This is a genomic window from Blastococcus sp. SYSU DS0828 (genome assembly GCF_054050975.1).
In genome coordinates this window covers 195,039-220,774 of record NZ_JBJHAK010000003.1, presented here as the reverse complement: position 1 = coordinate 220,774, position 25,736 = coordinate 195,039, and the positions used below count along the sequence as shown (strand labels likewise).

At 74.0% G+C, this 25,736-nt stretch carries 33 protein-coding genes and 1 tRNA gene; 10 read left to right on the top strand and 24 right to left on the bottom strand.

The features are described 5' to 3' along the window. Positions 1–48: 48 nt before the first annotated feature. Complete coding sequence (locus ACI79Q_RS04035; protein ID WP_456614210.1) at positions 49–1,167, top strand: NAD-dependent epimerase/dehydratase family protein; 1,119 nt, start codon at positions 49–51, stop codon at positions 1,165–1,167. A 1-nt stretch (position 1,168) separates the two neighbouring features. On the opposite strand, the gene ACI79Q_RS04030 is transcribed toward ACI79Q_RS04035, so the two are convergent. From ACI79Q_RS04030 to ACI79Q_RS04015, 4 genes are all read right to left on the bottom strand, one after another. Then, positions 1,169–2,644, bottom strand: coding sequence for an AAA family ATPase (locus ACI79Q_RS04030; RefSeq protein ID WP_456614209.1), 1,476 nt, complete (start codon positions 2,642–2,644; stop codon positions 1,169–1,171). Between the two features lie 65 nt (positions 2,645–2,709). Continuing rightward, positions 2,710–3,393, bottom strand: a complete 684-nt coding sequence (locus ACI79Q_RS04025) for a PaaI family thioesterase (protein WP_456614208.1) — start codon at positions 3,391–3,393, stop codon at positions 2,710–2,712. Beyond that, positions 3,386–4,549 carry an acyl-CoA dehydrogenase family protein gene (locus ACI79Q_RS04020; protein ID WP_456587502.1) on the bottom strand — a complete coding sequence of 388 codons (1,164 nt, stop codon included), beginning with the start codon at positions 4,547–4,549 and terminating at the stop codon, positions 3,386–3,388. Before ACI79Q_RS04020 ends, ACI79Q_RS04025 begins: the two co-directional genes overlap by 8 nt. 128 nt (positions 4,550–4,677) lie before the next feature. Further along, the gene (locus tag ACI79Q_RS04015) at positions 4,678–5,532 is read right to left on the bottom strand and encodes an aldo/keto reductase (protein WP_456614207.1); all 855 of its coding nucleotides are present in this window, start codon (positions 5,530–5,532) and stop codon (positions 4,678–4,680) included. A 61-nt stretch (positions 5,533–5,593) separates the two neighbouring features. On the opposite strand from ACI79Q_RS04015, the gene ACI79Q_RS04010 reads away from it, so the two are divergent. After that, on the top strand, positions 5,594–6,199 hold the full coding sequence (locus tag ACI79Q_RS04010) for a histidine phosphatase family protein (RefSeq protein ID WP_456614206.1): 606 nt from the start codon (positions 5,594–5,596) through the stop codon (positions 6,197–6,199). Between the two features lie 12 nt (positions 6,200–6,211). Here ACI79Q_RS04010 and ACI79Q_RS04005 read toward each other — a convergent pair whose 3' ends face one another. Further along, positions 6,212–7,321 (bottom strand): EAL domain-containing protein, encoded by a 1,110-nt coding sequence (locus ACI79Q_RS04005; protein WP_456587499.1) that lies wholly within the window; start codon positions 7,319–7,321, stop codon positions 6,212–6,214. 127 nt (positions 7,322–7,448) lie between these two features. On the opposite strand from ACI79Q_RS04005, the gene ACI79Q_RS04000 reads away from it, so the two are divergent. After that, complete coding sequence (locus ACI79Q_RS04000; protein WP_456587498.1) at positions 7,449–8,072, top strand: TetR/AcrR family transcriptional regulator; 624 nt, start codon at positions 7,449–7,451, stop codon at positions 8,070–8,072. Between the two features lie 78 nt (positions 8,073–8,150). Here ACI79Q_RS04000 and ACI79Q_RS03995 read toward each other — a convergent pair whose 3' ends face one another. After that, entirely contained in the window at positions 8,151–8,444 is a 294-nt protein-coding gene (locus ACI79Q_RS03995) for a DUF3618 domain-containing protein (protein WP_456587497.1), read from the bottom strand. 88 nt (positions 8,445–8,532) lie between these two features. Here ACI79Q_RS03995 and ACI79Q_RS03990 point away from each other — a divergent pair. Then, positions 8,533–8,613, top strand: a tRNA-Leu gene (locus ACI79Q_RS03990). Positions 8,614–8,712: 99 nt separating this feature from the next. Next, positions 8,713–9,252, top strand: a complete 540-nt coding sequence (locus ACI79Q_RS03985) for a GIY-YIG nuclease family protein (protein WP_456614205.1) — start codon at positions 8,713–8,715, stop codon at positions 9,250–9,252. Positions 9,253–9,509: 257 nt separating this feature from the next. On the opposite strand, the gene ACI79Q_RS03980 is transcribed toward ACI79Q_RS03985, so the two are convergent. From ACI79Q_RS03980 to ACI79Q_RS03970, 3 genes are read right to left on the bottom strand one after another with little or no spacing between them, the layout of a single operon-like run. Beyond that, the gene (locus ACI79Q_RS03980; protein WP_456614204.1) at positions 9,510–10,430 is read right to left on the bottom strand and encodes a DUF6910 family protein; all 921 of its coding nucleotides are present in this window, start codon (positions 10,428–10,430) and stop codon (positions 9,510–9,512) included. A gap of 41 nt (positions 10,431–10,471) precedes the next feature. Continuing rightward, positions 10,472–10,987: a DinB family protein gene (locus tag ACI79Q_RS03975; protein ID WP_456598961.1), complete on the bottom strand. Its 516-nt coding sequence runs from the start codon at positions 10,985–10,987 to the stop codon at positions 10,472–10,474. A 54-nt stretch (positions 10,988–11,041) separates the two neighbouring features. Next, on the bottom strand, positions 11,042–11,416 hold the full coding sequence (locus ACI79Q_RS03970; protein ID WP_456587493.1) for a hypothetical protein: 375 nt from the start codon (positions 11,414–11,416) through the stop codon (positions 11,042–11,044). Positions 11,417–11,542: 126 nt separating this feature from the next. On the opposite strand from ACI79Q_RS03970, the gene ACI79Q_RS03965 reads away from it, so the two are divergent. Next, entirely contained in the window at positions 11,543–11,773 is a 231-nt protein-coding gene (locus ACI79Q_RS03965; RefSeq protein WP_456598960.1) for a hypothetical protein, read from the top strand. A gap of 12 nt (positions 11,774–11,785) precedes the next feature. On the opposite strand, the gene rdgB is transcribed toward ACI79Q_RS03965, so the two are convergent. Both rdgB and rph read right to left on the bottom strand, forming a co-directional pair. Then, a complete protein-coding gene (gene rdgB, locus ACI79Q_RS03960; RefSeq protein ID WP_456587491.1) occupies positions 11,786–12,397 on the bottom strand; it encodes an RdgB/HAM1 family non-canonical purine NTP pyrophosphatase in 612 nt (203 codons plus the stop codon). Next, a complete protein-coding gene (rph, locus tag ACI79Q_RS03955) occupies positions 12,394–13,131 on the bottom strand; it encodes a ribonuclease PH (protein WP_456587490.1) in 738 nt (245 codons plus the stop codon). The genes rdgB and rph overlap by 4 nt, the downstream gene beginning before the upstream one ends. 76 nt (positions 13,132–13,207) lie before the next feature. Between rph and ACI79Q_RS03950 the strand changes: the two genes are divergently transcribed. From ACI79Q_RS03950 to bcp, 3 genes are read left to right on the top strand one after another with little or no spacing between them, the layout of a single operon-like run. Then, entirely contained in the window at positions 13,208–14,029 is an 822-nt protein-coding gene (locus ACI79Q_RS03950) for a potassium channel family protein (protein WP_456614203.1), read from the top strand. Beyond that, complete coding sequence (locus ACI79Q_RS03945) at positions 14,026–14,430, top strand: YjbQ family protein (RefSeq protein ID WP_456587488.1); 405 nt, start codon at positions 14,026–14,028, stop codon at positions 14,428–14,430. The genes ACI79Q_RS03950 and ACI79Q_RS03945 overlap by 4 nt, the downstream gene beginning before the upstream one ends. A gap of 52 nt (positions 14,431–14,482) precedes the next feature. Continuing rightward, positions 14,483–14,971 (top strand): thioredoxin-dependent thiol peroxidase, encoded by a 489-nt coding sequence (gene bcp / locus ACI79Q_RS03940; RefSeq protein ID WP_456587487.1) that lies wholly within the window; start codon positions 14,483–14,485, stop codon positions 14,969–14,971. 70 nt (positions 14,972–15,041) lie between these two features. Here the strand turns inward: bcp and ACI79Q_RS03935 are convergent, their stop codons facing one another. From ACI79Q_RS03935 to ACI79Q_RS03885, 11 genes are all read right to left on the bottom strand, one after another. Next, positions 15,042–15,524 carry a DUF4262 domain-containing protein gene (locus tag ACI79Q_RS03935; protein ID WP_456596743.1) on the bottom strand — a complete coding sequence of 161 codons (483 nt, stop codon included), beginning with the start codon at positions 15,522–15,524 and terminating at the stop codon, positions 15,042–15,044. An 87-nt stretch (positions 15,525–15,611) separates the two neighbouring features. Continuing rightward, complete coding sequence (locus ACI79Q_RS03930) at positions 15,612–16,202, bottom strand: QsdR family transcriptional regulator (RefSeq protein WP_456614202.1); 591 nt, start codon at positions 16,200–16,202, stop codon at positions 15,612–15,614. Between the two features lie 71 nt (positions 16,203–16,273). Beyond that, complete coding sequence (locus ACI79Q_RS03925; protein ID WP_456587484.1) at positions 16,274–17,149, bottom strand: poly(ethylene terephthalate) hydrolase family protein; 876 nt, start codon at positions 17,147–17,149, stop codon at positions 16,274–16,276. 338 nt (positions 17,150–17,487) lie between these two features. Then, complete coding sequence (locus ACI79Q_RS03920) at positions 17,488–18,936, bottom strand: alpha/beta hydrolase domain-containing protein (RefSeq protein ID WP_456587483.1); 1,449 nt, start codon at positions 18,934–18,936, stop codon at positions 17,488–17,490. 221 nt (positions 18,937–19,157) lie between these two features. After that, positions 19,158–20,099, bottom strand: a complete 942-nt coding sequence (locus tag ACI79Q_RS03915; RefSeq protein ID WP_456614201.1) for a DNA polymerase domain-containing protein — start codon at positions 20,097–20,099, stop codon at positions 19,158–19,160. A gap of 97 nt (positions 20,100–20,196) precedes the next feature. Beyond that, the gene (locus tag ACI79Q_RS03910) at positions 20,197–20,940 is read right to left on the bottom strand and encodes an MBL fold metallo-hydrolase (RefSeq protein WP_456587481.1); all 744 of its coding nucleotides are present in this window, start codon (positions 20,938–20,940) and stop codon (positions 20,197–20,199) included. Continuing rightward, positions 20,937–21,761, bottom strand: a complete 825-nt coding sequence (gene murI, locus ACI79Q_RS03905) for a glutamate racemase (RefSeq protein WP_456587480.1) — start codon at positions 21,759–21,761, stop codon at positions 20,937–20,939. The genes ACI79Q_RS03910 and murI overlap by 4 nt, the downstream gene beginning before the upstream one ends. A gap of 13 nt (positions 21,762–21,774) precedes the next feature. Then, a complete protein-coding gene (locus tag ACI79Q_RS03900) occupies positions 21,775–22,515 on the bottom strand; it encodes a 3-keto-5-aminohexanoate cleavage protein (RefSeq protein WP_456596749.1) in 741 nt (246 codons plus the stop codon). An 86-nt stretch (positions 22,516–22,601) separates the two neighbouring features. Next, positions 22,602–23,552 carry a PLP-dependent cysteine synthase family protein gene (locus tag ACI79Q_RS03895; RefSeq protein ID WP_456587478.1) on the bottom strand — a complete coding sequence of 317 codons (951 nt, stop codon included), beginning with the start codon at positions 23,550–23,552 and terminating at the stop codon, positions 22,602–22,604. Positions 23,553–23,598: 46 nt separating this feature from the next. Next, positions 23,599–23,877, bottom strand: a complete 279-nt coding sequence (locus tag ACI79Q_RS03890) for a MoaD/ThiS family protein (RefSeq protein ID WP_456587477.1) — start codon at positions 23,875–23,877, stop codon at positions 23,599–23,601. Positions 23,878–24,032: 155 nt separating this feature from the next. Next, complete coding sequence (locus ACI79Q_RS03885) at positions 24,033–24,518, bottom strand: Mov34/MPN/PAD-1 family protein (RefSeq protein WP_456587476.1); 486 nt, start codon at positions 24,516–24,518, stop codon at positions 24,033–24,035. A 102-nt stretch (positions 24,519–24,620) separates the two neighbouring features. Here ACI79Q_RS03885 and ACI79Q_RS03880 point away from each other — a divergent pair, with 102 nt between their 5' ends. Beyond that, on the top strand, positions 24,621–24,974 hold the full coding sequence (locus tag ACI79Q_RS03880; protein ID WP_456587475.1) for a hypothetical protein: 354 nt from the start codon (positions 24,621–24,623) through the stop codon (positions 24,972–24,974). Here the strand turns inward: ACI79Q_RS03880 and ACI79Q_RS03875 are convergent. Further along, complete coding sequence (locus ACI79Q_RS03875; protein ID WP_456587474.1) at positions 24,913–25,410, bottom strand: DUF2017 family protein; 498 nt, start codon at positions 25,408–25,410, stop codon at positions 24,913–24,915. The two genes, ACI79Q_RS03880 and ACI79Q_RS03875, sit on opposite strands and share 62 nt — an antisense overlap. Further along, a complete protein-coding gene (clpS, locus tag ACI79Q_RS03870; protein WP_456587473.1) occupies positions 25,407–25,703 on the bottom strand; it encodes an ATP-dependent Clp protease adapter ClpS in 297 nt (98 codons plus the stop codon). The genes ACI79Q_RS03875 and clpS overlap by 4 nt, the downstream gene beginning before the upstream one ends. Positions 25,704–25,736: the final 33 nt, after the last annotated feature.

Genomic DNA, 25,736 nt, shown 5'->3' with positions numbered 1-25,736 from the left:
TCGCGGGGCGCGCCGGTTGGCGCGGGGGCGGACGGGTAGCCGCAGGACATGCCGAACCTCTCCCCCGGCCAGCTCTCCGGCCGCACCATCGCCGTCACCGGAGCCAGCGGCAACGTCGGCACCGCCCTCCTGCGTCGGCTCACCGACCCGAGGGCCGGCGTGGCCGAGGTCCGCGGGCTGGCCCGGCGCCGGCCGCCGGCGACGGCCCCGTACGACGGCGTCCGCTGGCACTCCGCCGACCTGGGGGAGGCCGCGAGCGAGGCGGAGATCGCCGAGTTCGTCGAGGGAGCCGACGCGGTGGTGCACCTGGCCTGGGCGCTGCAGCCGGGCCGGCAGCCCGATCGCCTGCGCGAGGTGAACGTGGCGGGCACCCGGCGGGTGGCCCGCGCGGCGGCGGCCGCCGGGGTCGGCCAGTTCGTGCACATGAGCTCGATCGGCGCCTACGCCGCCGGCGCGCGCGGGCAGCGGGTGACGGAGGACTGGCCGACGACCGGCATCCCGAGCGCGCAGTACAGCCGCGACAAGTCCGAGGCCGAGCGGGTGGTCCGCGAGGTGTTCACCCGACACCCGGACACCACCCTGACCGTCGTCCGCCCCACCCTCGTCCTGCAGCCGGAGGCCAGCAGCGAGATCGGCCGCTACTTCCTGGGGCCGCTGCTGTTCGGGGCCGCGCGCATGCTGCCCGGCGCGGTCGCCCGGCTGCTCCCGCTCCCCCTGCCCGCGCTGGCCCTCTCGTTCGTGCACGCCGACGACGTCGCCGACGCCCTCGAGCGGATGCTCGACCGCCGTGCCCCCGGCCCGTTCAACCTGGCGGCCGAGCCGCTGATGGACGCCGACGCGCTGGCCCGCGCCCTCGGCTCGATGCGGATCCCCACCCCGGCGTTCGCGGTGCGCGCCGGGCTGCACGCGGCGTTCACCGCGCACGTGGTGCCCACCGAGCCCGGCTGGGTGGACATCGGCACGCAGGCGCCCGCGCTGAACACCGCCCGGGCGCGCAAGCTGCTCGACTGGGCCCCGTTCCACGCCGGCGACGACGTGCTGCGGCAGTTCGTGGCGGCGCTCGGCACTGGCACCGGTGCGCCCGGGCCGTTGCTGCGCCCGGCGGGCGGCCCGGAGCTGGACCCGGCCGGTGACCGGGCCAACGCGCCCGGGCCGCGGGCCAACTGACTCAGCCGGGCAGGCTGCCCAGCAGGGTGCGGGTCATCGCGTTGCGGGTGTCGAGCAGCTCGTCCAGCGCCGCGGTCAGATCACCCGCCGACACCGTGAGCCCGCCGCCGTCCGGGGTCCGCGCCGCCGCCACCAGCGCGGCCCGGCGGAGCAGCTCCTTGAGGAAGGACGCCGTCACGCCCTCGGTCCGGGCGATCACGTCGTCCAGGCCGCTGGTGTCCACCTCCAGCGTCCCGCGGTAGAGGTCGAACAGCGCCCGGCGCGCCGCCGCGTCGGGCAGCTCCAGCGCCACCGCCTGGTCCACCCGGCCCGGGCGTGCGGCCAGCGCAGGCTCCAGCAGGTCGGCGCGGTTCGTGGTGAGCACGAAGACGACGTCGGCGTCCTCGGCCAGCCCGTCCATCTCGTTGAGCAGCTGGAACAGCAGCGGATGCTGGCCCGGGTGCATGCCGCGGTCCTCGGCGATCAGGTCGACGTCCTCCACGACGAGCATGGCCGGCGCCAGCGCCCGTGCCACCGAGCACGCCTCGGCGATCAGGTGCAGCGCGTTGCCGGTGAGCTGGATGACCGTGGTGTCGCGCAGGTTGCTCACCAGATACCAGACGGTGTGGGTCTTGCCGACGCCGGGCGGGCCGTAGAGCAGCACCCCGCGCTTGAGGTGCTGGCCGGCCGCGAGCAGGCGCTCCTTGTGCCGGGCGACGTCCACCACCTGCCGCCGGATCTCGGCGAGAGTGGCCGGCGCCAGGATCAGCTGGTCGGCCCGCAGCTCCGGCCGGCGGTGGAACTGCAGCAACGTCTGCCCGTGCCCGAACACCTCCTGACCGAAGGAGAGCACCTGGCCGCGGAACACGTTGTGCTCGATGCTCGCGGCGCGGATCTCGGCGGCGGCACGGGCCACCGCGGCCGGGTCGGTGCCCACCAGCTGCACCGACACCTGCGGCACGCCGTACTCCGGTGCCGCACCCCGCAGCAGCAGCGCCGCGCGGCTGCCGTCGGGCTCGGTGACCAGGTAGATCGCGCACCGCTGGCAGGCCCGGACCTCGCCGTCGGGGCCGCAGGCGAGGTTGACCGTGGCCGGGTTGCCCGGCCGGGGTCCGTGCGGGTGCTCGCCGTCGGGACCGAGCAGGTCGCCGAGGCCGAACTGGGTGTGCTGGAACCCGGCCACCCCGACCAGCTCGTGCGTCCGCCCCGCCCCGGTCAGCCAGGCGTCGACCCCGGCCTGGACGTTGACGTGCTCGTAGCCGGGCCAGGTCTCCTCCACCACGTCCAGCCCCTCGGCCGCGTCGCCCAGGTGCGCAGCCAGCACTCGGGACAGCCGCGGCCGCTCCCCCGCGCGGGCGGCGCCGACCAGCGCCCGCACGCCGCGCCGGGCGAGCCGGCCGACGTCGGCCAGCTCCGGCCGCAGCCCGTCGGGAGCCGCGACAGCCGCCGCGGTGAGCGGCTGGTAGGAGCCGCTGTAGCTGACGTACGTGCGCCGCACGTGCCCTCCTGGTGCATCGGTGGAGGGCGGACGCTACCGGGTACCGGGCGGTTCCCGAACCCGTTTCAGCTGCGGCTGGTCCAGGCACCTACGTCGCGGCCGGTGCGCGCGAACACCTCCGAGGCCCGCTCCGCGCGCAGGGCGACGAGCAGCGCCTCCCCCTCGGCCAGCGTCGTCGCCGGGTCGTCCTCGGCCACCAGCCGGGCGGTCGCGGTGGCCCGCCGGCCGTCGACCGAGACCAGCTGACCGGTCACCACCAGCGGCACGCCCAGGTGCACGGGCCGGCGGTAGGTGACGGAGAGGGTCGCCGTCAGCCCGCCGTGACCGGCGCCGCGCGCGGAGCGCGCCAGCACGTGGTCCAGGAGCGTGGCCACCACCCCGCCGTGCACGAGCCCGGGCGGGCCCTCGAGCTTCTTGCCGATCGTGACCCGGCCGACGCAGCGGCCCTCGTCCGGGAGGTCCTCGACGACCATCGGCGGCGCGACCGGGCTGCCCGGCCCGTACACCGGGCTGTACCACCGCTGGCCGGTCTCCGGGTCGTCCACCGAAGCGATCTCGTGCACCTCGCGCAGGTCCTCCGACAGCAGCGCGGTCAGCTCGCGCGCGGCCCGGGTCGCCTCGCTCAGCCGGTCGACCGGCGCCTCGGTGCGGACGGCGGCGTCGACCAGCTCGCGCAGGGCCTCACCGAGCTCCGCCGCCGCCTCGCGACGGACCCCGCGCTCGTCGTCGGTGAGCTCGGGCCTAGCCACGTGCCATGCCGGCCTCACGCAGCAGCGCGCCGCCGATGATGACCCGCTGCACCTCGCTGGTGCCCTCGTAGAGCCGGAACAGCCGGGCGTCGCGGTAGAAGCGCTCCACCGGCGTCGTCCGCAGGTAGCCCATGCCGCCATGCACCTGCACGGCCTTGTCGACAGCGCGGCCCACCATCTCGGTGCAGAAGAGCTTGGCCGACGACGGGCCGACGGAGGTGTCCTCGCCGGAGTCGTAGCGGGCGGCGACGTCGCGCACCATGCTGCGGCCGGCGAGCAGCTCGGCGTGCATGTCGGCGAGCATCGCCTGGACCAGCTGGAAGCGGCCGATTGGCGCCCCGCCCTGCTTGGCGGTGGCGGCGTAGGCGACCGACTCGTCGAGCACCCGCTGCGCCATGCCGACGCAGAGCGCGGCGATGTGCAGCCGGCCGCGGGAGAGCACGGTGAGGGCCTTCGCGTAGCCGCGGCCCTCCTCGCCGATCAGCGCGTCGGCGGGCACCCGCACGTCGTCGAAGAACACCTCGCTGGTCCAGGCGCCGGCCTGGCCCATCTTCGCGTCCTTGGGGCCGACGGTGACGCCCGGCGTCGTCGTCTCGACGACGAAGCTGGAGATGCCCCGGCCGCCCTTCTGCTCCGGGTCGGTGCGGGCGAAGACGACGAACAGGTCGGCGATCGGCGCGTTGGTGATGTAGCGCTTGCTGCCGTTGATGACCCACTCGTCGCCGTCCCGGCGGGCGCTGGTGCGCAGTGCCGAGGGGTCGGAGCCGGCCTCGGCCTCGGTGAGCGCGAAGGAGCCGATGAGCTCACCGGCCGACAGGCGCGGCAGGTACTTCTTCTTCTGCTCCTCGCTGCCGAACTTCGCGATCACCTGGCCGGAGATGCCGTTGTTCGTGCCGAAGAGGGAGCGGAAGGCGGGCGTCGTGTAGCCGAACTCCATCGCGAGCTCGACGTCCTCGCTCATCGTGACGCCGAGCCCGCCGTAGTCCTCGGGCAGCGCGTACCCGAACAGACCCATCTCCGCGGCCTGCGCCCGCAGGTCGTCGGGGATGCGGTCCTCGTCCTCGATCTGCTCCTCGCGGGGCAGCACCGATTCGCGGATCAGCTGTCGAACGGCGTCCTTGACCTGGCGGAAGTCCTCGGCGTCCACGCAGGCCATGGTGACGCGTGCCTCAGCCCTCCGGCGCGCCGGGGGTCCCGCCGCGCCGGTGAGGCATAGGAAGCTCTACCTGCATCCGGGGGTGGCTGAACGCGGGTAGAGCTTCCTATGCCCGGGCGGGCGGCGGCTCAGGCCAGCGCGTCCAGGCGGGCCATGTCCTCGTCGGACAGGGTCAGCCGAGCCGCACCGAGGTTCTCGGTGAGGTGGTCGACCGACTTGGTGCCCGGGATCGGCAGGATGACCGGCGACTTCTGCAGCAGCCAGGCCAGCGCCACCTGCGAGGGAGTGGCGTCGAGCTCGCGGGCGATGTCCGCCACCGGGCTGTCCGGGGCGGCCAGGTCACCCGTGGCGATCGGGAACCACGGGATGAAGGCGATGCCCTCGGCGGTGGCGTAGTCCAGGACGTCCTGGCTCTGGCGGGTGGTCAGGTTGTACAGGTTCTGCACGCTGACGATCTCGGTGATCCCGCGCGCCGCCTCCAGCTCATCCACCGACACCTCGGAGACGCCGATGTGCCGGACCTTGCCCTGCTCCTTGAGCTCTGCGAAGGCGCCGAGCTGGTCGGCCAGCGGCACCTCGGCGTCGATGCGGTGCAGCTGGATGAGGTCGATGCGGTCGACCTTCAGGTGCCGCAGGGAGAGCTCGACCTGCTGCTTGAGGTAGGCGGGCCGGCCGACCGGCGTCCAGATGCCCGGGCCCTGGCGGGTCAGCCCGGCCTTCGTCCCGATGACCAGGCCCTCGGGGTAGGGGTGCAGCGCCTCGGCGATGATCTGCTCGCTGACCTCGGGGCCGTAGGAGTCGGCGGTGTCGATGAAGTCCACGCCCTGCTCGACGGCGGCCTGCACGACGCGGACGGCGGCGGCCCGGTCGGCCGGCTCGCCCCACACGCCGGGGCCGGGCAGCTGCATGGCGCCGTAGCCGAGCCGGTGGACGGGGAGGTCTCCGCCGATGCTGAACGTGTCGCTGAGCTGTGCGGTGGTCATGCCGGGAGCCAGCGCGGCAGCCACCGCGCGTGTTCCCGGACGGGCGTGTTCGATGGACGACGTGGGCGAGATCGTCGGTGGACGGCTGGGAGAGCTCGTGGTGCTGCGGCACGGGCAGACCGAGTGGAGCCGCAGCGGCCAGCACACCGGGGCCACCGACCTGCCGCTGCTGCCCGAGGGCGAGGAGCAGGCCCGCTCCCTGCGCGCGGCGCTGGGCCGACGCAGCTTCGCCGAGGTGCGGGTCAGCCCGCTCCAGCGGGCCCGGCGGACCGCCGAGCTGGCCGGCCTGACCGCCACAGCGGTGGACGGCGACCTCGTCGAGCTCGACTACGGCGGCTACGAGGGCCGCACCACTGCCGAGATCAGCGAGGAGCTGGGCCGGGAGTGGTCGATCTGGCGGGACGGCACGGCCGACGCCGACGTCCCCGGCGAGACGCTGGCCGACGTCGGCGCCCGGGTCGACCGAGTCCTCGACCGGGTCCGTGACCGCCTTCCCGACGGCGACGTCGCGCTCGTCGCCCACGGCCACGTGCTGCGGGTGCTGACGGCCCGCTGGCTCGGGCTGGCGCCCGAGGCCGGGGCGCTGTTCGCGCTGCCCGCCGGCCGGTACGGCGTCCTGGGGCACGAGCACGGCCGGCCGGTGCTCACCGGCTGGGCCCTGGACTGACCGGCGACGGCGTCAGCGGGTCCGCGCCACCGGCTGCCAGCGACCCTCGGGCTCCTCGGCGGGCGGCTCGGGGCGTACCGGCCGGCCGAACAGCCAGCCCTGGCCCATGTCGGCCCCCAGCGCGGTCACCTCCTCGGCCAGCCGCTCGGTCTCGATCCCCTCGGCCACGACCACCGCCCCCAGCTGGTGGGCCAGGTCGGTCACCGCCTTCAGCACCGTGCGGGCACCGTCGTCGGGCAGCTCCTGCACCAGCCCCTTGTCCAGCTTCACCACGTCGGGCCGGACCGCGGCGAGGAGCGACAGGCTGTTCCAGCCGGCGCCGACGTCGTCGAGCGCGACGCGCCACCCCAGCGAGCGGTAGTGCTCCAGCACCGAGACCAGGTGCCCGCGGTCGGCGATGGCGTGCGACTCGACCACCTCGAAGACCAGCTGGGTCGGCGCGATGCCGGCGTCGTGCGCGACCTGCTCGGTGCTGGCCAGGCAGACCTGCGGCCGGTAGATCGAGGCGGGGTTGAAGTTGATGAACAGGTCGTCCTCGCCCAGCCACGGCACTGCGCCGGCGATGGCGGACTCCCGGCCGATGCGGTCCAGCCGGTGCAGCCAGCCGGCGGACTCGGCCACGAAGAACAGGTCCCCGCCGCCGACCTCACGGCCGTCGACCAGCCCGCGCAGCAGCGCCTCGTGCGCGACGACGGAGCGGTCGGCCAGCGAGACGATCGGCTGGTACACCGACCAGAACTCGGCCTCGGCCAGGACGCCGACCTCGACCGTGACGCCGCGGCGCGCCAGCTCCACGGCCAGCGTGGGCGCGGTCAGCAGCCGGGCGGTCAGCGCGGCGCCGTCGTCCGGCGGGTCGGTGGCGACCCGCACCGCCTCGGTCTCGGCGGCGGTCAGCTCCCGCGCCAGCTTCTGGAACAGCCGCTCCAGACCCCGTCCACCCCGGTCGTCGACGACGTCGACCAGCTGGGGCGCGGAGTAGACGGTGAGGCCCAGCGCCTTGGCGGTGCGGGCCACGTGCGGCAGCACGTGCCCGATCGACGTCGCCAGCAGCGCACGACCCGCCCGCCCGGGCACCTCCCAGTTCTGGCGGCACCCGCAGACGCCGCCGCAGATGGTTCCCACGGAGGACAGGGTGACTCACGCGCACGGGCACACGGGACAGGCGCGCGGCGGTATCGGAACGCTCTTCCGGGGGTACTCGCAGGGGACTCCCAGCTAGTTCACAACTTGAATGTCTAAGGTTTCGCCCATGGCCGCTCTCCCCACCGCAGAAGCCGCTCGTCCGAGTCGTGGCGGCCGGCCGCGCGATCCCAGCCGGGACGGCGTGATCCGCGCGGCGATCCTCCGCCTGCTCGCCGACGTGGGTTACGGCGCGCTGACCATGGATGCGGTCGCCGCGGAGGCCGGCGTGGGCAAGGCGACGATCTACCGACGGTGGCGCACCAAGCAGGACCTGGTCGTCGACACGATCTCCGACCTCAACCGCGCCGAGGCGCACAGCCCCGACACCGGCTCCCTCGAGGGCGACCTGCGCGAGATCATGCACTCCCTCGTCGGCGTCGTGAACGGCCCGACGGGCGCGGCCACCCTCTCCCTGCTGTCGACCGTGCCGCGTCACCCGGCGCTGGCCGAGGCGTTCGAGAAGGGTCCGCTGGCCGTGTGGCAGCAGTCCTTCGAGCAGGTGTGGCAGAACGCCGAGGCGCGCGGCGAGCTCGACCCGTCGTTCCGCACCTCGGTCGCCGCCGAGACCGTCAGCGCGCTCCTCGTGCAGCGCTGGCTGCTCACCCACCGCCCGGTCGACGAGGCCTTCGTCGACGAGGTGCTGGAGACCGTCGTCCTGCCCCTGGTGCGCCACCGGGCGACCAGCGCCTGACCCGGCCGAGCACCCGAGAACCACGAGACCGGCCCGTCCCCCTGGGGGACGGGCCGGTCTCGTCGTGTCGGACGGCGATCAGCGCGTGCGGTACTGGACCTTCTTCTCCACGACGGGCCGACGGTTCCGCTTGGCCGGCGCCGCGGCCTTGCGGTGCCGGACCTTCTGCACCACCACCAGCGTGACCAGGAGCCCGACGGCGCCCATCGTGGCCTGACCGGCGGGCGTCTGCAGGAAGCGCTGCACGGCGTCCTTGCCCTGGGCCTTCAGGCGCGTGGGGCTGCTGCGGTAGGCGATCTGGTCCAGGGTGGCGGCCAGCGACTCGCGGGCCGCATCGATCTCGAGCTGGATCTGTCGTGGGTCGCGGGGCACGGCGACAGCCTGCCAGACGCGGCGCAGGTCAGCGCGGTGACGGTCCTCCCGGGGTGCCCGCACGGGTGCTCCTAGACTCCGGAAGCACGCGGGAGTGGTGTAACGGCAGCCACGCCAGACTTAGGATCTGGTGCCTTCGGGCGTAGGGGTTCGACTCCCCTCTCCCGCACTGGAGCAACCCCGCAGGCCGGGGCCCCACGCCGGACGACGCCCGGGTCTCCCCCGCACGACGCCACGTCCCGCCGGAGAGCGGTGGGAGGCTGCGGAAGTGACCGATGCACTCGCCGTCGCGAACGAGTTGTGCGGGCCACCGGCCGATGCGGAGCGAGCGGGCGGACAGATCCCGCGTCGCTCCGGTCTCTACGCCTGGTGGGCTCGGGCGGGGACGCTGCCCGGGGTGTCCGGCCCGGCTCATCCGGGCGTCGAAGGGCTGGAGCTGCTGTACATCGGCTTGGCTCGGGACCTGCGTGCCAGAGTGGTCGGCAACCACTTCCGAGGCCCGACCGGTTCCTCCACCCTGCGCCGTGTCCTGGTCGCGCTGCTGATGCCGTCCGAGAGTTACACCACCCGGTGGACGACGGACCGCGTCGTCCCGGTCGACGCTGACGAGGCGCGGCTGTCCGAGTGGATGCGCACACACCTGCAGGTGACGTGGGCGGTGCACCCGGAACCGAAGGCGGTGGAGGCGGCCGTCATCGCCGAGTCGGCCCCGCCGCTCAACCAGCGGGACAACAAGGCCCACCCGTCGTACGAGATGATCAGAGCGGCGCGGGCGGCCTACCGCGCCTCCGCCGGCCCTCACCCGTAGCCCACCCGCTGGACGGCGTCGGGACTCCGCCCGCAGCGACCGTTCAGGGCGACGGTGGTGGCACCTCTTTCACCTCGCGACCGGACATCACGAACCGTCGTCGACAGTGCGGGCAGGTCAGGAGAGGTCCGTCAGGGTGGCCGCGGCGCCGCTCCACGACCTTCAGGTGGGCGGCGTCGTGCGGGCAGACGACGAAGTCCATGGGATGACGCCAACCGCCCGGCCCGCCCGCTCACCGCCCGTAGCAGCCGGTCGGCTCAGCCCAGGTCGACGCGCAGGTCCAGCTCGGCCGACGGGGTGTCCGGGTCGTCGTCGTCCACGACGGCCAGCAGACGCACCACGCCGTCCTCGATGCCGCGCAGCGCCAGGCCCTCGACCTTCTGCACATGGCCGTCCACCTCGGGGATGGGCACGACCTCCCGCACCGTGTCACCGTCCAGCAGCGCGATCGCGGTGGCGACCACCGGCCCGTCGTCGACCGCGTTCGGGGTGTCCTCGGCGGCGGCGCTCAGCAGCACCCGGCCGTCGGGCAGCGCGACCGCGTCGGTGACCGCCAGGCCCACGCCCTCGACCTCGCCCAGCTCGTACTCGCGGGGCCGGTCCACCGGGACGGCGGCGGGCTCGGCCCGGCCCAGGACGGCGGCGACCAGGTCGTGCAGCGGCACGTCGACGCTCGCCGAGCGGACGCCGGCGGAGAGGTTGCCCCGGTTGAACCACCGGACCACGTCCCCGTGCCAGCTCGCGCCTTCGAGGTTCACGTGGTCCATCGGCAGCCCCAGGCGCTCGGCCACGCGCTGGTACACCGGGGTCAGCTCGGCGGAGCGCACCACCGGCTGCCGGTCCTCGAGCCGCACGAGGACCGCGTGCATCCGCCGGGGCGTGGACCCCGAGCCCAGCAGGAGCACGGCGGGCTCCCCGTCCAACTCCGCGGGGCAGGCGACCTCCAGGTCGGGCTTGAGGTGCTTGGTGCCGTCGGACTCGCGGAAGGTGTGCAGCCCCTCGACGGGTGGGAGCACCGGCACCGCCAGCACCTCGCCGGGACGGCGCCAGGCGGCGATCGTCGAGTCGTCCGGCACCACGAGCCAGCCGTCCCCGAGCGGGGCCACGCCCGAGGCCGCGGTCACCGGGGTGCCGTCGGCGAAGCTCAGCGTCCGGGCGGCGTCCACGAAGACCTGCATCGCTGGGGTGTGCCCCGGGTGACGGCGGGTCACGCGCCCGCTCAGTAGTAGCCGGTCCGCCCGTCGAGCATCTCCCGGAGCAGGTCGAGGTGCCCCACGTGCCGGGCCACCTCCTCGACCATGTGCCCGAGGATCCAGCGCAGGGACAGCGCGTCGGCTCCGTACTGCCCGTTCCGGCCGCGGTCATCCAGCGACGCCGCCGCCACGATCCCGTTCGACACCGCGCACTGGCGGGCGTACTCGTCCAGCAGCCGCGCCAGCGGCACCCCCTCGACGCGGAAGTCGGCGTCCCCTTCCTGGCCGAACTGGGGGTTGGGTGCGGCGGGCCGATCGAGGAACAGCACCTCGAACCAGCAGTGTTCGACCCAGCGCAGGTGGGAGACCAGGCCGGCCACCGTCATCAGCGGCGAGGTCGGCAGGAGGGCGCGGTGGGCGTCGTCCTCGCCCAGGCCCTCGCACTTGTGGTGCACCAGCGAACGCTGCAGGTCCAGCCAGCCCCCGAGCTGAGCCCGCTCGTCCGCGGCCCCGGGCGGTCGGACACGCGGAGGCGGGTGCACGGGGCCGGACGCTAGCGCCCCGCCCCCGGAGCTGTCAGCCGGGTTCCGCTCCGGTCAGGTCCAGAGGACGGCGATGAAGACGTTCAGGATCGCCAGCGCCCCGGTGGAGTGGAAGAACGGCAGCGGCGACTTCGGAGCGGCCCGGCCGGCGTCGGCGGCCTGCTGCTTGCGCGCGGCCAGGAACACCGTGACCACGGCCAGCACCGTGACGACGAGCTTGACACCGATCTTGGCGTGGTCGACGGGGAGGTCGTCGGCCTCGCGGATGCCGACCAGCGCCAGGCCGCTCACCAGCTGGGTGAGCGCACCGATCGTCATCAGCGTCGTGTCGAACCCGGCCTTGCGGCTCACCTGGAACAGGAACGGCCCGATGATCAGGGAGAGGCCGAGGATGTGGACGACGACGAGGAGAAGACGAACGAGCTCCATGCCCCGGAGGCTACTGAGGCGGCGGGAGTGCACCCCGTCACAGAACCTGGTCGGGCCGTTCACCCAGCCGGGTGGCGTCGCCCCGGTGCCCCTCTCGCCCGGCGGGGCACCGGCCGATGGGAGGGCATGACCTCCGGCGCCACCCCGACCACGACCTGGCTGCCGGCCGCCATGGTGCGCGCCGCCGTCGTCCACTCCCCCGCCGCCGCACCTGCCCGTGGCCGGCACCGCGCCTCGGAGTTCGAGGCCCCGGCGCGGGTGCCCGACGAGGAGCAGCTGCTCCGCCCGGGCCGGCACGCCGAGCCCGAGGAGGAGGACTCACTCGCCTGGCTCGGCTTCGCGCTGCGCCGGGACTGACCCGACGGGGGCTCAGCGCCCGGCGAGCACCTCGGTCAGCACGGGCACGAGCGCCACGAACGCCTGCCCCCGGTGGCTGCGGGCGTCCTTCTCGGCGGGCTCCAGCTCGGCGGAGGTGAGCTCCAGGCCTTCCGGGACGAACACCGGGTCGTAGCCGAAGCCGTTGCTCCCCCGCTTCTCGCGGATCACCCGCCCGCGCCACTCCCGCTCCAGCACCCGCTCGGCGCCGTCGGGGGTGACCAGCGCCGCCGCGCAGACGAACGCCGCTCCTCGCCGCTCGTCCGGCACGTCGGCGAGCTGCCCGAGCAGCAGCGCAGTGTTGGCGTCGTCGTCACCGTGCTGGCCCGACCAGCGCGCCGACAGCACGCCGGGCATGCCGTTCAGCGCGTCCACCGCGAGCCCGGAGTCGTCGGCCACCGCCGGCAGACCGGTGTAGCGGACCGCCTCGCGCGCCTTGAGCAGGGCGTTCTCGGCGAAGGTCGCCCCGGTCTCGGGTGCTTCGGGGTACTCCTGGACGTCGCGCAGCCCGACCACCTCGACGCCGGGCACCGCGCTCGCGAGCAGCCGCTGCAGCTCGGCGAGCTTGCCGGCGTTGCGGGTGGCCAGCAGCAGCCGGGTGCTCATCGGACCACCGGCTCCAGTGACAGCGCCGTGGCCTGCAGGCGGGTGAGCTCGGCGCAGCCGGCGACCGCCAGGTCGAGCAGCGCGTCCAGCGCCGCACGGTCGAAGACCGCGCCCTCCGCCGTCCCCTGCACCTCGACGAACCCGCCGTCGCCGGTGCAGACCACGTTCATGTCGGTACCGGCCCGCACGTCCTCCTCGTAGGCGAGGTCCAGCCGGGGCTCGCCGTCGATGATCCCGACGCTGACCGCGGCGACCGACTGGACGATCGCCGTCGGCCGGGCCAGCCGCTTCCGCGCGCCGAGCCAGGAGACGGCGTCGGCCAGCGCGACGTAGGCGCCGGTGATGGCCGCGGTGCGGGTGCCGCCGTCGGCCTGCAGGACGTCGCAGTCGATGGCGATGCTGTTCTCCCCCAGCGCGCCGAGGTCGACGGCGGCGCGCAGCGAACGGCCGATCAGCCGGCTGATCTCGTGGGTGCGGCCACCGATCTTCCCCTTCACCGACTCGCGGTCGCTGCGGGTGTGCGTGGCGCGCGGCAGCATCGAGTACTCGGCGGTCACCCACCCCAGTCCCGAGCCCTTGCGCCACCGCGGAACACCCTCGGTGACGCTGGCCGCGCAGAGGACGCGGGTGCGGCCGAACTCGACGAGGACCGAGCCCTCGGCGTGATCCAGCCAGTTGCGGGTGATCGTCACCGGGCGGAGCTGCTCGGCCGTACGGCCGTCGGGGCGGGTCACGGCCACCGACAGTAGTGCCCCGTGCAGGACCACCACGGCGCATGCCCGGAGCGGTGTCCCGTTAGCGTCGGCGGACATGGCGGTGACCTCCCTGACCGATCCGCGGCGGGAGCGCTGGGAGCGCTCCACCGACTGGATCCTCACCGCGGCCGCGCTGCTGTTCCTGGCCGCCTACGCCTGGCCGGTCCTCGAACCCGACCTCGCGCCGCCGTGGCCCACCGTCTGCCGCTGGGTCACCTGGCTGAGCTGGCTGTGGTTCGCCGTCGACTACGGGATCCGCCTCGCCCTGTCGGAGCACCGCCGGCGGTTCGTTCGGACCCACCTGTTCGACCTCGCCGTCATCGTCCTCCCGCTGCTGCGGCCGCTGCGGTTGCTCCGCCTGGTCACCCTGCTCCACGCGCTGAACCGGCACGCCGGGCACTCGCTGCGCGGCCGCGTCGCGGTGTTCGTCGTGGGCGCCACGGCCCTGCTCATGTTCGTCGCCGCCCTGGCCGTGCTCGACGCCGAGCGGAACCACCCGGAGGCGAACATCGACGGCTTCGGCGAGGCGCTGTGGTGGGCCTTCGCGACCGTGACCACGGTCGGGTACGGCGACCGCTACCCCGTGACCGCCGAGGGGCGGGTGGTCGCCGCCGGTCTCATGCTCACCGGTATCGCCCTGCTCGGGGTGATCACCGCGACGTTCGCGTCCTGGCTGGTCGAGCGCGTGCAGCAGGTGGGCGAGGAGTCCGAAGCGGTGACGCGACGCGACCTGCAGGCGCTCACCGAGGAGGTCGCCCGGCTGCGGTCGCTCCTGTCGGCGGATCCCCGCGGCGACGGATCCGACGCCGCCCCGGGGACCCGCGGTACCCGTCCACCGCACACCGGGCCGGCGGACCGGGCAGGATCGTCGCCATGAGATCGGAGTTGCGTGCCGTCCGGACCGGGGGCGCCCCCGTCGTCGTCGACCTCACCGACGACTGCGCCGACTTCGTGCGGTCCGAGGACGACGGCCTGCTGCACGTCTTCGTCCCGCACGCCACCGCCGGCCTGGCGATCCTGGAGACCGGCTCGGGCAGTGACGACGACCTGCTGGCCCAGCTGGAGGAGCTGCTCCCCCGCGACGACCGCTGGCGCCACCGGCACGGCAGCCCGGGGCACGGGCGCGACCACGTGCTGCCGGCGTTCGTCCCGCCGCACGCCAGCGTGCCGGTCCTCGAGGGGCGGTTGATGCTGGGCACCTGGCAGCGGATCTGCCTGGTGGACACCAACACCGACAACCCCCAGCGGCAGGTGCGCTTCTCCTTCCTGCCCGGGTGAGCCCCGCCGCCCCCTTGCAGGGCCGCCCCCGGGACACGGCAGGATGCGCGGCATGAGCGAGACCGACGCCGCCCCCGTCCGCCTCACCCCCGGCGACCCGGCGCCGGACTTCACGTTGCCCGACGCCGACGGGAACCCGGTGTCGCTCTCCTCCTACCGCGGCCGGCGCGTGATCGTGTACTGCTACCCGGCGGCGCTGACCCCCGGCTGCACCACCCAGGCCGTCGACTTCACCGCCGCCGCCGGCGACCTCGCCGAGGCCGGGCTCGAGATCATCGGGATCTCGCCCGACCCGGTGGAGAAGCTCGCCCGCTTCCGCGAGAAGGAGGACCTGGACATCACGCTGGTGTCCGACCCGGACAAGCAGGTGATGCAGGCCTACGGCGCCTACGGCACCAAGAAGCTGTACGGCAAGGAGGTCGTCGGCGTGATCCGCTCGACGTTCGTGATCGACGCCGAGGGCCGGATCGAGCGCGCGTCCTACAACGTCAAGGCCACCGGGCACGTCGCCAAGCTGCGCCGCGACCTCGGCCTCGACTGAACGACGACCAACCCGCCACTCGCAGGCCGGCGGCGGGGCCCTGCGGGGCGGCCGTGCCCGGGACGTCGCTCTACGCGCGCCACGTCCCCGGCCGGGGCTGGCACTCGGGCGGGCAGGGATAGCCGGGATCCCAGGGGAAGACGCCCCCCTCGTGGGCCCAGGTGAGCTGGTGGGCGGGCACCGAGAACTCGTCCGGCCGCTGGTAGAAGCGATTGGCCGAGAACAGCACGTCGGCCGGGTTGGGCAGCGTCTCGACGGCGAGCCGGCGCTCCCGGTCGAGGACGAGGAGCTCGCCCGGCACCAGGTCCCGCCCGGCGAGGACCAGGCCGGCCACGGTGTTCAGCATGGCGCAGGCGGTCTCGTGGCCCACCCCCACGACGACGAGCTCGGGATGGCCCACCCCGAACAGGCCGACGGTGTAGCCGAACGGCGGTTCGTCGGACTCCTCGCCGCGCATGACGTACTGCACGGCGACGCGGTGGGCCCGGATCGTCTGCGCCATCCGGCTGTCCTCCTGGTCGAGCCAGGCCAGCGTCTGCGGATCGGTCGTCATGCGACAGAGAGTGCGGCTCACCACCGACAACCAGGGGGCAGCCGACTCGGGCTGTGGACGGGCGGCGCGCCTGGGGGCGACCGCCGCTCAGCGGTCGTCGAGGCCGAAGACGCTGGTGATCAGCGCGTCGAGCACCGTCGTCGCCGCCTTGAGGTCGGGCGCGCGCGCCGCCAGCACGTCGGAGTAGAGGAAGGACTCCCCGAGCCGGACCACGGCGAGCGCGAGCAGCGGAACGGCGATCTGCGGCTCGAGCCCGTGCTCGTCGACGTCGTGCTGGAACAGCTCGGTGTAGGCCTCGACCACCCGCGGCTGGACCCGGCCCTGCGGATCGGTGAGCACCCGGATCGCCGTCGCCGGCTCCTCGTCGAGCAGGCGGCGGATCGGGAGGGCGGTGCTGAGGGCATAGCGGAACTCCTCGCTGACGGCCAGCGAGCGCAGCCGGGTGGGCGCCCCGGAGGGAGCCGGACGGGCGTCGTGCTCGCGCTCGATCGCCCGCAGGGTCCGCAGGCCGAGGAAGGCCAGGGCCTCACCGAGGATCGCGTCCCGGTTGCCGGCCCGGCGGAACAGCGTCGCGCGGGAGATGCCCAGCTCCGCGGCGAGGGCGCCGGTGTCCAGCCGGCGGCCGCTCATGAGCGTCCGCGCCGCGTGGCGCACGATCTCCTCGGGGACGCCGCTCACAGCAGTGAGCCTAGGCCAGGAGGGGCGGGCCCCGACGTCGTCGGAACCCGCCCCGCCGACCTAGGGGGTGCTCACATCGGGCAGGTGGACCGGTAGTCCGAGATGCTGCCGAAGATCGACACCGTCGGGCCGGGGCACAGGAACTGGGTGTACCGGGTGTCGGCGTCGACGTACCGCTTCAGCCAGGCGATCGAGCTGGACGCGATGTCGGCGTTGGGGCTGTTCGGCGCGAAGTGGCTCGCGTTGTTCAGCTCCAGGTAGGCCCGCTCGGAGGCGTTGGTCAGGCTGTTGTAGAACGGGATCGAGTGGTTGCTGACGGGCGCGACGCTGTCGTTCTCCGCGCCGATGACCAGGGTGGGCGTGCGGACCTCGGGCCAGGTCTTGTCGACGTTCCAGCCGGTCAGCGGGATCGCCGCGCGCAGCGCGGGCCGGTCCTTGGCCGCCTCGAGCGAGCCCCCACCACCCATGGAGTGCCCCATCACCGCCAGCCGGGAGGCGTCGACCCGCGACCGGACGGCGCTGGAACCGGTGAGGTAGTCCAGCGCGGCCAGCAACTGGTCACCGCGGGAGGCCGGCTGGTCGTAGCGGGAGTTGGTGTTGAACGTGATGACGACGAAGCCCTGCGAGGCGATCCGCGGGCCCAGCCAGGCGATCGTCGACTCCGACGCGGTGTACCCGGGCGAGATCGCCACCCCGCCGAACGTGCCCGCCGACGTCGTCGTCGGGTAGTAGATGGTCGCCGAGCCGAAGCCCGGGGTCGACCAGTCCGACACCGACGTCGTCGAGACGGCGAACGGACCGCGCTCGGCGGTGATGCTGGCCTGGGTGGGGGCGGGGCCCCGCCACCAGGCGGGGTCGGCGGAGGCGGGGACCGACGTGGCGACGACCGTCGCCAGCGTGAGGGCGAGCGCCGCGGAGGCGCGCGCCAACAGGCGTGGAATGGGCACGGTGGACCTTTCGGAAGGAGTGTCGCGACCGACGGTCGCGACGACCGAGGAGGACGTACGCCGGCGCACCGGGCCCGGTTGTGATGCACATCACCGCCGACGTGGCGTCAAGGTAGCGTCACGCTCTGCAGGTGCGCAACACTTTCGGCAAGTGTTTCAGAACTGCCTGGTCCAGGGCCCGTCGGCCGCCTGCGTGGGGTCCGCCCACGCCTCCCTCCGGCAGGCGTCCGGGGCCGGGACCGGCCGATCCGCCCCCTCCCGGCCCTCCGGCCTGCCCTCGACCCGGACACGCGAACGGCCGGCCCCCGGAGGGGCCGGCCGTCCGACGTGCCAGGTGCTCAGCCGCGGTCGTCCCGCAGCTGCTGCCGCAGTTGGCGCTCGACGACCAGCGCCTCCTGGTAGTTCTCCTTCGCGTCGGCCTTCTCGATGTAGCCGGCCCGCAGGTTGGCGTGGTCGACCGCCAGCACGCCGTTGATGTACTCACCCTTGCGCGGGTACAGCGCCGTGAGCTGCTCGAGCGTGAACGGCTGGTGGGTGCCGAACAGGCGGCAGAAGCTCGCGCCGCTGTTGTAGCCCGCGTTCAGCGCGGTGGGCACCGCCACCTGGGAGAGCTGGATGCCGCCCTGCGCCAGCCCCAGCTCGTTGCGCACCTTGTTGCCCTCGTCGTCGAACTCCAGGTACGGCGCCGACGGAGGTGCGATCCCCTTCTCGGCCCAGCGCGCGAGGTGCGCGTAGGCGGCCGCCGTCACGTGGTGCATCGGCACCCGGCTGAACGGCGGGAGGTCGCAGTCGTACTGCGGTGCGCCACCGAGGTCGCGCTCGGAGAGCGGGGCGCGGTACTCCTGCCCCTGCCAGCCCGAGTGGGCCGCGCCCGCGACTTCCCAGCGCCGGAACACCTCGTCGTCGGGACGCCGGGCCGCCGCCGCGGCGGCCGTCACGTCGGTCTCGGACTGCACCTGGAACACCGGCTCGTCCCCGGCCCGGCTCGGTGCCGTCCCGACGATGATCGCGTAACCGTCGAACACCGGCTCGACCTTCGGCAGGACGTGGTCGTAGTAGGCGCTCTGGTACCGGGTGGACTGCGATGCACCGATGGAGAGCAGCGTCTCGATGTCCAGGCCACCCATCGGGTCGACACCGGTCGGGGCGACGAGCGCCTTGGCCGCCTGCGCGTAGATGTCCATCGCCAGCTGGTCGAGGGCGTACTCACCCCCCGCCGTGACGTCCAGCGAGCCGTACCGGGTCGGGCTCCACTCCCGCAGCTGGTCGACGCCAACCTGCTGGGCGGAGACCCCGATCCAGGCGTCACCGTCGCGGGTCACGTCCTCGAAGTTCCACAGCGCGTCGAGGTCGTAGCCCGCCGTGACGTTCTGCCACTCGACCAGGGCGGTGCCACTGAAGTGCCGGGGGTTCGCCGGCCGGCGGACGACGATCCGCGTGGTGTAGGGGACGTCCTCCTCCAGCAGCGTGCCCGGGGCGATGTCCGGGGTGCGGGGGCTGGCGTAGGCATCGGCGAGGCCGGAGACGAGGAACTCCTCCTCGACGTACCCGACGCCGGCGAGGTCCTGGTACGTCGCGAAGAACGGGTAGGTCTCCGCCAGGTCGTCGGAGAGCGGGCTGCCACCGAGATCGCTGGGCAGCGGCCCGGTGACCTCGGCGTCGCGGATCGGCACGCGGACGTCGTCCGCAGCTCCGGCCGGGAGGGCCGGGGCCAGCAGTGCCAGGGCCACACCCAGGGCGACGGTGGTGCCGCCGGCCCGGGCGCTCAGGGGCGTGGGAACGGGCAAGGGAACTCCTTCTGCTGCCCCTGGGCACCCCGACGGGCACCCTCGAGGAGCAGCGGTCAGATGGGGAGCGAACGAGTTCCAGGCCCAGAACCATGACGCCGATCACATGGCGTCCCCTGCAAGCTAGCCCGACGGAGGACCGCTCGACAACGGTTGCTGCAACAAATCCTCGCCTTGTTGCGGAGCCTGCCGCCGCACGGGCCGGAGCCGCCCGGCGCCCGTCACCCGTCGTCCCCGGCTTCCCGCCGGAGGCGGGCCCGTCGCTTGCCCTCGTGCATCGCCTGCGCACGGGCGACCGGGATGGTGTGCCCCTCGGCGACCAGGTCGGCCGGCAGCCGCTGGGGATCGGGCAGCAGGGCCGCCCAGTCGGGGAGCCCCGCCGCCCCGGAGGCGACGGTGGGCTCCCCCGGGCGGACGGACCCCAGGTCGTTCCAGTCGACCGGGGCGGACACCGGCAGACCCGGCCGCACCCGCGGGCTGTAGGCGGCGGCGACCGTGCCCGTGCCCGAGCGGGTGGAGTCCACGAAGACCCGCCCCTGCCGCTCATCCTTGAGGAACGCCGTCGTGGCGATCCCCGGGTCCAGCTGCGCCGTGCGCTGCGCGAGCGCCCGGGTCGCCGCGGCGACGTCCTCGACCGGAGCGCCGCGCACGGGCACCACGACGTGCAGGCCGGTGGCGCCGCTGGTCTTCACCGCGCCGGCCAGGCCGGCCTCCTCGAGCGCCCGCCGGGCCAGCCGGGCGACCGCCACGACGGTGGAGAACTCCACCCCGTCGGGCGGGTCCAGGTCCAGCACGAGGCCGGTGGGCTCGCGCGACCCGGCCCGCAGGAACGGGACGTGGAACTCGACCGCGCGCTGGTTGGCCAGCCACATCAGGGTGCGCCGGTCCTCGCAGAGCACCTGGTGCACCTCGCGGTGCGCCGACTCGGCCCAGACGGGCACGGTGCGCACCCACGCGGGGGCGCCCTTGCTCACGTTCCGCTGCATGAACGGCGCCTGGCCCGGCCGCACCCGCACCACCGAGAGCGGCCGGCCGGCCAGCAGCGGGACCAGCCGGTCGGCGACGGCGTCGAGGTGGTCGACCAGCGCGCGCTTCGAGACCCCCAGCCCGTCACCGAGCGGCGAGTCGAGGCTGCTCAGCGGCACGCCGTCCCGCTCGTCCATGGGGTCACCGTTCCGCGATCGCGGCCATCCGGCAACCGGCCCTCGTGCGGGGGCCCGCCGCGAGCCTGCGAGCGGTGGGGGCAGGAGGGCCGGTTCCTCAGATCTCGTAGGTGGCGCCGGGGCTGACCAGCTCGGTCTCGGAGAACACCGAGCTGGCCGCGAACAGCTGGCCGATGTGGTCGACCCAGGCGGGCACGTGGGTGAGCAGCAGCCGGCCTACCCCCGCGGCCGCCGCGTGCTGGGCTGCCTGCCGCCCGGTGAGGTGCAGACCGGGCGGCTGGTCGGGGGCGTTGTCCGGGTGCGCCGCCTCGGCGAGCAGGACGTCGGCCCCGCGGGCGAGCTCCACCAGCCGGTCGCTGGGGCCGGTGTCGCCGGTGTAGACCATCGACCGGCCACCCGCGGTCAGCCGGATGGCGTAGGTCTCGACCGGGTGGGCCGTGCGGGCCAGCTCCACCTCGAAGGGCCCGATGCGGAGGGCGCCCGGGCCCACGGGGACGAAGTCGAAGACGTCGGTCAACCCGTCGCCGTCGCCGTCGTAGGCCAGCGCCAGCCGGCGCTCGGCACCCACCGGCGCGTACAGCGGTACGAGCGCTCCCCGGGACCGGCCGGAGTAGCGGTGCCAGACGACGAACGGGGCGACGTCCAGGCAGTGGTCGGCGTGCAGGTGCGACAGGAAGACCGCGTCCACGGCGCCCGGGTCCACGACCCGTTGCAGCGCGCCGAACGCGCCGTTGCCGAGATCGAGCACGAGCTGGAAGCCGTCGTGCTCCACGAGGTAGCAGGACGCGGGCGAGTCGGGACCGGGGCCGCTGCCGCAGCACCCCACGACGGTCAGCTTCACGCGACCCCCGCCCGTCCGGCGCCGAGCACGGCCCCGATCTCCGGCCCGAGGAAGCGGCGGCCGAGCCGGGCGAACGGCTCGGGGTCGCCCGTGGCCAGGAAGGCGTGCTCCGGCGCGGGCGCGTCGGGGTCGCGCAGCAGATCGGTTCGGGTGAGCACCCGGTAGACGTCCTTGGCGGTCTCCTCGGCACTGGAGACCAGCGTGACCCCGTCGCCGAGCACGACCGAGAGCACGCCGGTGAGCAGCGGGTAGTGGGTGCACCCGAGGACGACGGTGTCCACGCCGGCCGCCATGAGCGGATCCAGGTAGGACTGCGCGAGCCCGAGCAGCTGCCGGCCGCTGGTGATCCCGCGCTCGACGAAGTCGACGAAGCTGGGGCAGGCCGCAGAGGTGACCGACACGTGCGGGGCCGCGGCGAACGCGTCGTCGTAGGCGCCGCTGGTGACGGTGGCCTGGGTGCCGATGACGCCGATGCGGCCGTTGCGGGTGGCCGCGATCGCCCGGCGGACCGCGGGGAGGACCACCTCGACCACCGGGACGTCGTAGCGCTCCCGGGCGTCCCGCAGCGACGCGGCGCTGGCGGAGTTGCAGGCGACGACGAGCATCTTGACGCCGCTGTCGACGAGTTCGTCCATGACCGCCAGGGAGTGCCGGCGCACCTCGGCGATCGGGAGCGGGCCGTAGGGCCCGTTCGCGGTGTCCCCGATGTAGCGGACCGCCTCGTTCGGCAGCTGGTCGAGCACCGCCCGGGCGACGGTGAGCCCACCGACCCCCGAGTCGAAGATGCCGATCGGCGCGTCGGCTGCTGGCTGCGTCCCCATGTCGCCGGTCAGGCTAGCCGCCCGCCTCGCCGCTCGCCCCGACGGCGGCGGTGACGGTGGTCGCAGCGCGGATCAGCTCGGCGTTGCCCGGGGCCGGCGAGCCGTCGGGCAGCTCGAGCACGTCTTCCAGACCGATGCGGGTGTCCAGCCCGCGGCGGGCCGCCAGCCGCAGCGCCGGCCAGGCGCTGCTCCCCTCCCCGTGCAGCAGCACCGGCGCCCGGTCGCCGACGGCCGTCAGCAGGCGCCCGGCCGCCGTCCCCGTGCCCGCCTCGTCCAGCCCGTCAGGCAGCTCCAACAGCACGCGCAGGCAGCGGTCGCGGTGCGGCGAGGCGGCCCACGCGGCCGCACCGGCGAGGTGCCAGAGCCCGGCCTCCACCCCGATGCCACGGTCGAGCAGCGCCGCCGCGACGCCGTCCGCGCCGTCCTCGTGCCAATTCAGGGAAGCGAAGTCCGGCACCACCGCCCAGCCGCGGATCGCCGCGATCCGGTCGGCGGGGTCGGGCGCCGCCCAGGCCCCCGTGGTGACCCCCACGGGGATGCCCGGGGCGGCCGCCCGCACCGCGTCGACGACGGCGGCCACGTCGCCCGGTCGGAGCGAGTCCGCGCCGGCGTCGTCCTTGGGGTGGACGTGGACGGCGCCGGCGCCGGACGCCACGACGAGCGCGGCGTCCCGGGCCACGGCCGCCGGTGTCACCGGCAGCGCAGGGTGCTCCCCGGGCCGGCGGGACCCGTTGAGGCAGGCCTGGAGCAGCACGCGCCGCACCCTGCCAGACACCACCGACCGAGGTCACGCGCGGGAACGGCCACCCGTCAGCGACCAGCGGGCCGAGCGGGACCGCCTCAGGCCCAGAGCTGGCCCTCCAGCGCGGAGGCCGCCTCCTCGAGCGTGCCGGCGTAGGCGCCGGTGGAGAGGTACTTCCAGCCGCCGTCGCAGACGACGAACACGATGTCGGCCCGGCGGCCCGCCGCGACCTCCTTGTCGGCGATGCCCAGCGCCGCGTGCAGGATCGCGCCGGTCGAGATCCCGGCGAAGATGCCCTCGCGCTCCACCAGCTGGCGGGTGCGGTGGATCGCGTCGTCGGGGCCCACGGAGAACCGTGAGTCCAGCAGCGAGGCGTCGTAGAGCTCGGGGATGAAGCCCTCGTCGATGTTGCGCAGGCCGTAGACCAGCTCGCCGTAGCGGGGCTCGGCGGCGATCACCTGCACCCCGGGCTTGTGCTCGCGGAAGTACCGGGAGCAGCCCATGAGCGTGCCGGTCGTCCCCAGGCCGGCGACGAAGTGGGTGATCGACGGCAGGTCGGCCAGGATCTCCGGGGCGGTGCCCTCGTAGTGCGCGTGTGCGTTCGCGGGGTTGCCGTACTGGTAGAGCATCACCCAGTCGTCGTGCTGGGCGGCCAGCTCCTTGGCGACGGCGACGGCCTGGTTCGAGCCACCGGCCGCGGGCGAGGAGATGATCTGCGCCCCGTACATCTCCAGCAGCTGCCGGCGCTCCACCGAGGTGTTCTCCGGCATCACGCAGATCAGCTTGTAGCCGCGCTGCCGGGCCACCATGGCCAGCGAGATCCCGGTGTTGCCGCTCGTGGGCTCCAGGATGGTCGAACCGGGCTTCAGCAGCCCGTCCTTCTCGGCCGCCTCGATCATCTTGATCGCCGCGCGGTCCTTGATGGAGCCCGTGGGGTTGTGGTCCTCGAGCTTGGCCCACAACCGGACGTCGGGCGTCGGCGAGAGGTTCGGCAGCCCCACCAGCGGGGTGCCGCCGAGGGAGTCGACGAGGGAGGCGAAGCGGGCCATAGGGATGCTCTTCCGGGGAGACGGGCGGGGGCGGAGCGGGGACCGCTCAGCAGCCGCCCGCGACCGCCGGGAGGATCGTCACCGAGTCGCCGTCCTTCACCTGGGTGTCCAGGGCGCCGGTGAAGCGCACGTCCTCGTCGTTGACGTAGACGTTGACGAAACGGTGCAGCTTGCCCTCCTCGGTGACGAGGCGGTTCTTCAGGCCCGAGTGCTTGCTGTCGAGGTCGTCGATCAGCGCGCCGAGGGTGTCCCCGCTGCCCTCGACGGTCTTGTTGCCGCCGGTGTGGGTGCGCAGGATGGTCGGGATACGGACCTCGATGGCCATGGCGTGCTTCTCCTCGGGGACGTCGATGCGTGGGGGCGCTGCACAGGGCAGCGGTCGTGCGTCTGGCGGGTCAACGCCCGGCCGCCGCGCGGGATTCCGGCCCCGTTCAGGGACCCGCGCCGAGCCTGCGAGGCGCGGGGGAACGGGGTGTTTCTTCAGTCGTAGACGACGGTCGTCGGCGAGTGCCCGAACAGGTAGGACTCGACGATCTCGACCTCCTCCTCCGACACCTCCCCGTCGACGATGCGGTAGCTGCGGAACTCGACCTCGTCACCGGCCAGGCCGGTCTGCGGCCCGTGGTGGCGCGTGGACACCAGCACGTAGTGGGTGCGCGGATCGGCGGCGGGACCGGAGGCGTACCCGATGTCGGTGCGCGAGGGGTAGGCCTCGGTGGCGGTGTGCGAGTGGTAGACGACGACCGGCCACTCGTCGCGGTCGTCCAGGTCGCGGTACAGCGCGAGCAGGTCGGCGCTGTCGAACTCGTAGAACGTCGGCGACCGTGCGGCGTTGAGCATGGGCACGAAGCGCTCGGGGCGCTCGGTCCCCTCCGGACCGGCGACGACACCGCAGGCCTCGTCCGGATGGTCCTTCCGGGCGTGGGCCACGATGGCGTCGTAGGTCGCGCGGTCGATGCGCAGCACGGGGCCAGTCTAGGCGGGCCCGCCGCGCCGCTCCCCCATCGCCCCCGGTCGCACGGACGGGCGGCCGTCGGGAGACGCTCCCGGACCGATACGGTCGGCGTCGTGTGGGTCCCGTCGCTCCTGACCGCCGGCGTCGTGCTGCTGGCCCTTCCGGCGCTCCTCCTGGGGCTACGGGGGCTGTTCCGGCACCGTGGCTACAGCGCGGTCCATCCGGGCGACCGGGCTCCCGTGGTGGTGATCGTCGTCGTGCGCGCCGTGCTCCTGCTGCTGCTGCTCGCCGCCTCGGCCCTGGTACTGGTGTCCACGATCGGCGCGATGCTCGCCGACGTCGAGCTGCACCGCATGGTCTACGTGCTCTTCGTGCTCGACCTGCTGCTCGCCGCCCTGGTGCTGCTCACCTTCGGCCGGCGCGATCGGCGACGAGCGCGTCCACGAGCGACCCCTGCAGCGCGGTGAGCCAGTAGTAGACGGCGAGCTGGTGGTCGGCCTCGTCCACGATCTCGTCCGGCGGCTCGGTGTCCTCACCGACGTCGATCCGGGTGCCGAGCGCCAGCCGGAGGTCGTTGCTCGTGCGCAGCCAGGCACCGGCCTGGTCGGCGTCCAGGCGCACCTCTCCCCCGTCGGCCGGTAGGGTGGCGCGCACGGTGGCCAGGTCGTCGGCCTTGCCGCCGCGCAGCGCCTGCTCGGTGAGCCCCCGGTAGTCCTCGGCCAGCGCGGGGTCGGTGCGGTGCCCGGCGGGGAACAGCCGGGCCATCACCGGATCGCCGCTGCTGTCGGCCCGATCGGCGGCCAGGAGCTGCTCGAGCTGGTCGAGCAGCAGCCCGACGATGCCGGCCTCGGCCCGGTCGAGCCGGGCGACCAGCCACCCGCCCCGGGCACGGAACGGCTTCACGAGTCCCTCTGGTAGCTGGCCCACAGCCCGTAGGCGTGCAGCCGGCTGGTGTCGTGCTCCATCCGCTCGCGCGGGCCGGAGCTGACGATCGCCTTCCCCTCGTGGTGCACCTGCAGCATCAGCGAGGTCGCCGTCGGCTCGTCGTAGCCGAAGAGCTCCTGCAGCACGAAGGTCACGTAGGTCATCAGGTTCACCGGGTCGTTCCAGACGATGGTGACCCACGGCCGGTCGAGGTCGCCGCGTTCCTCGTCGGTCGTCTCGGGCGTCCGAGTCGGGGCGAGCGGTGCGGCCACGCATCCAGCTTAGGACGTCGCCCGGCCCCGCGG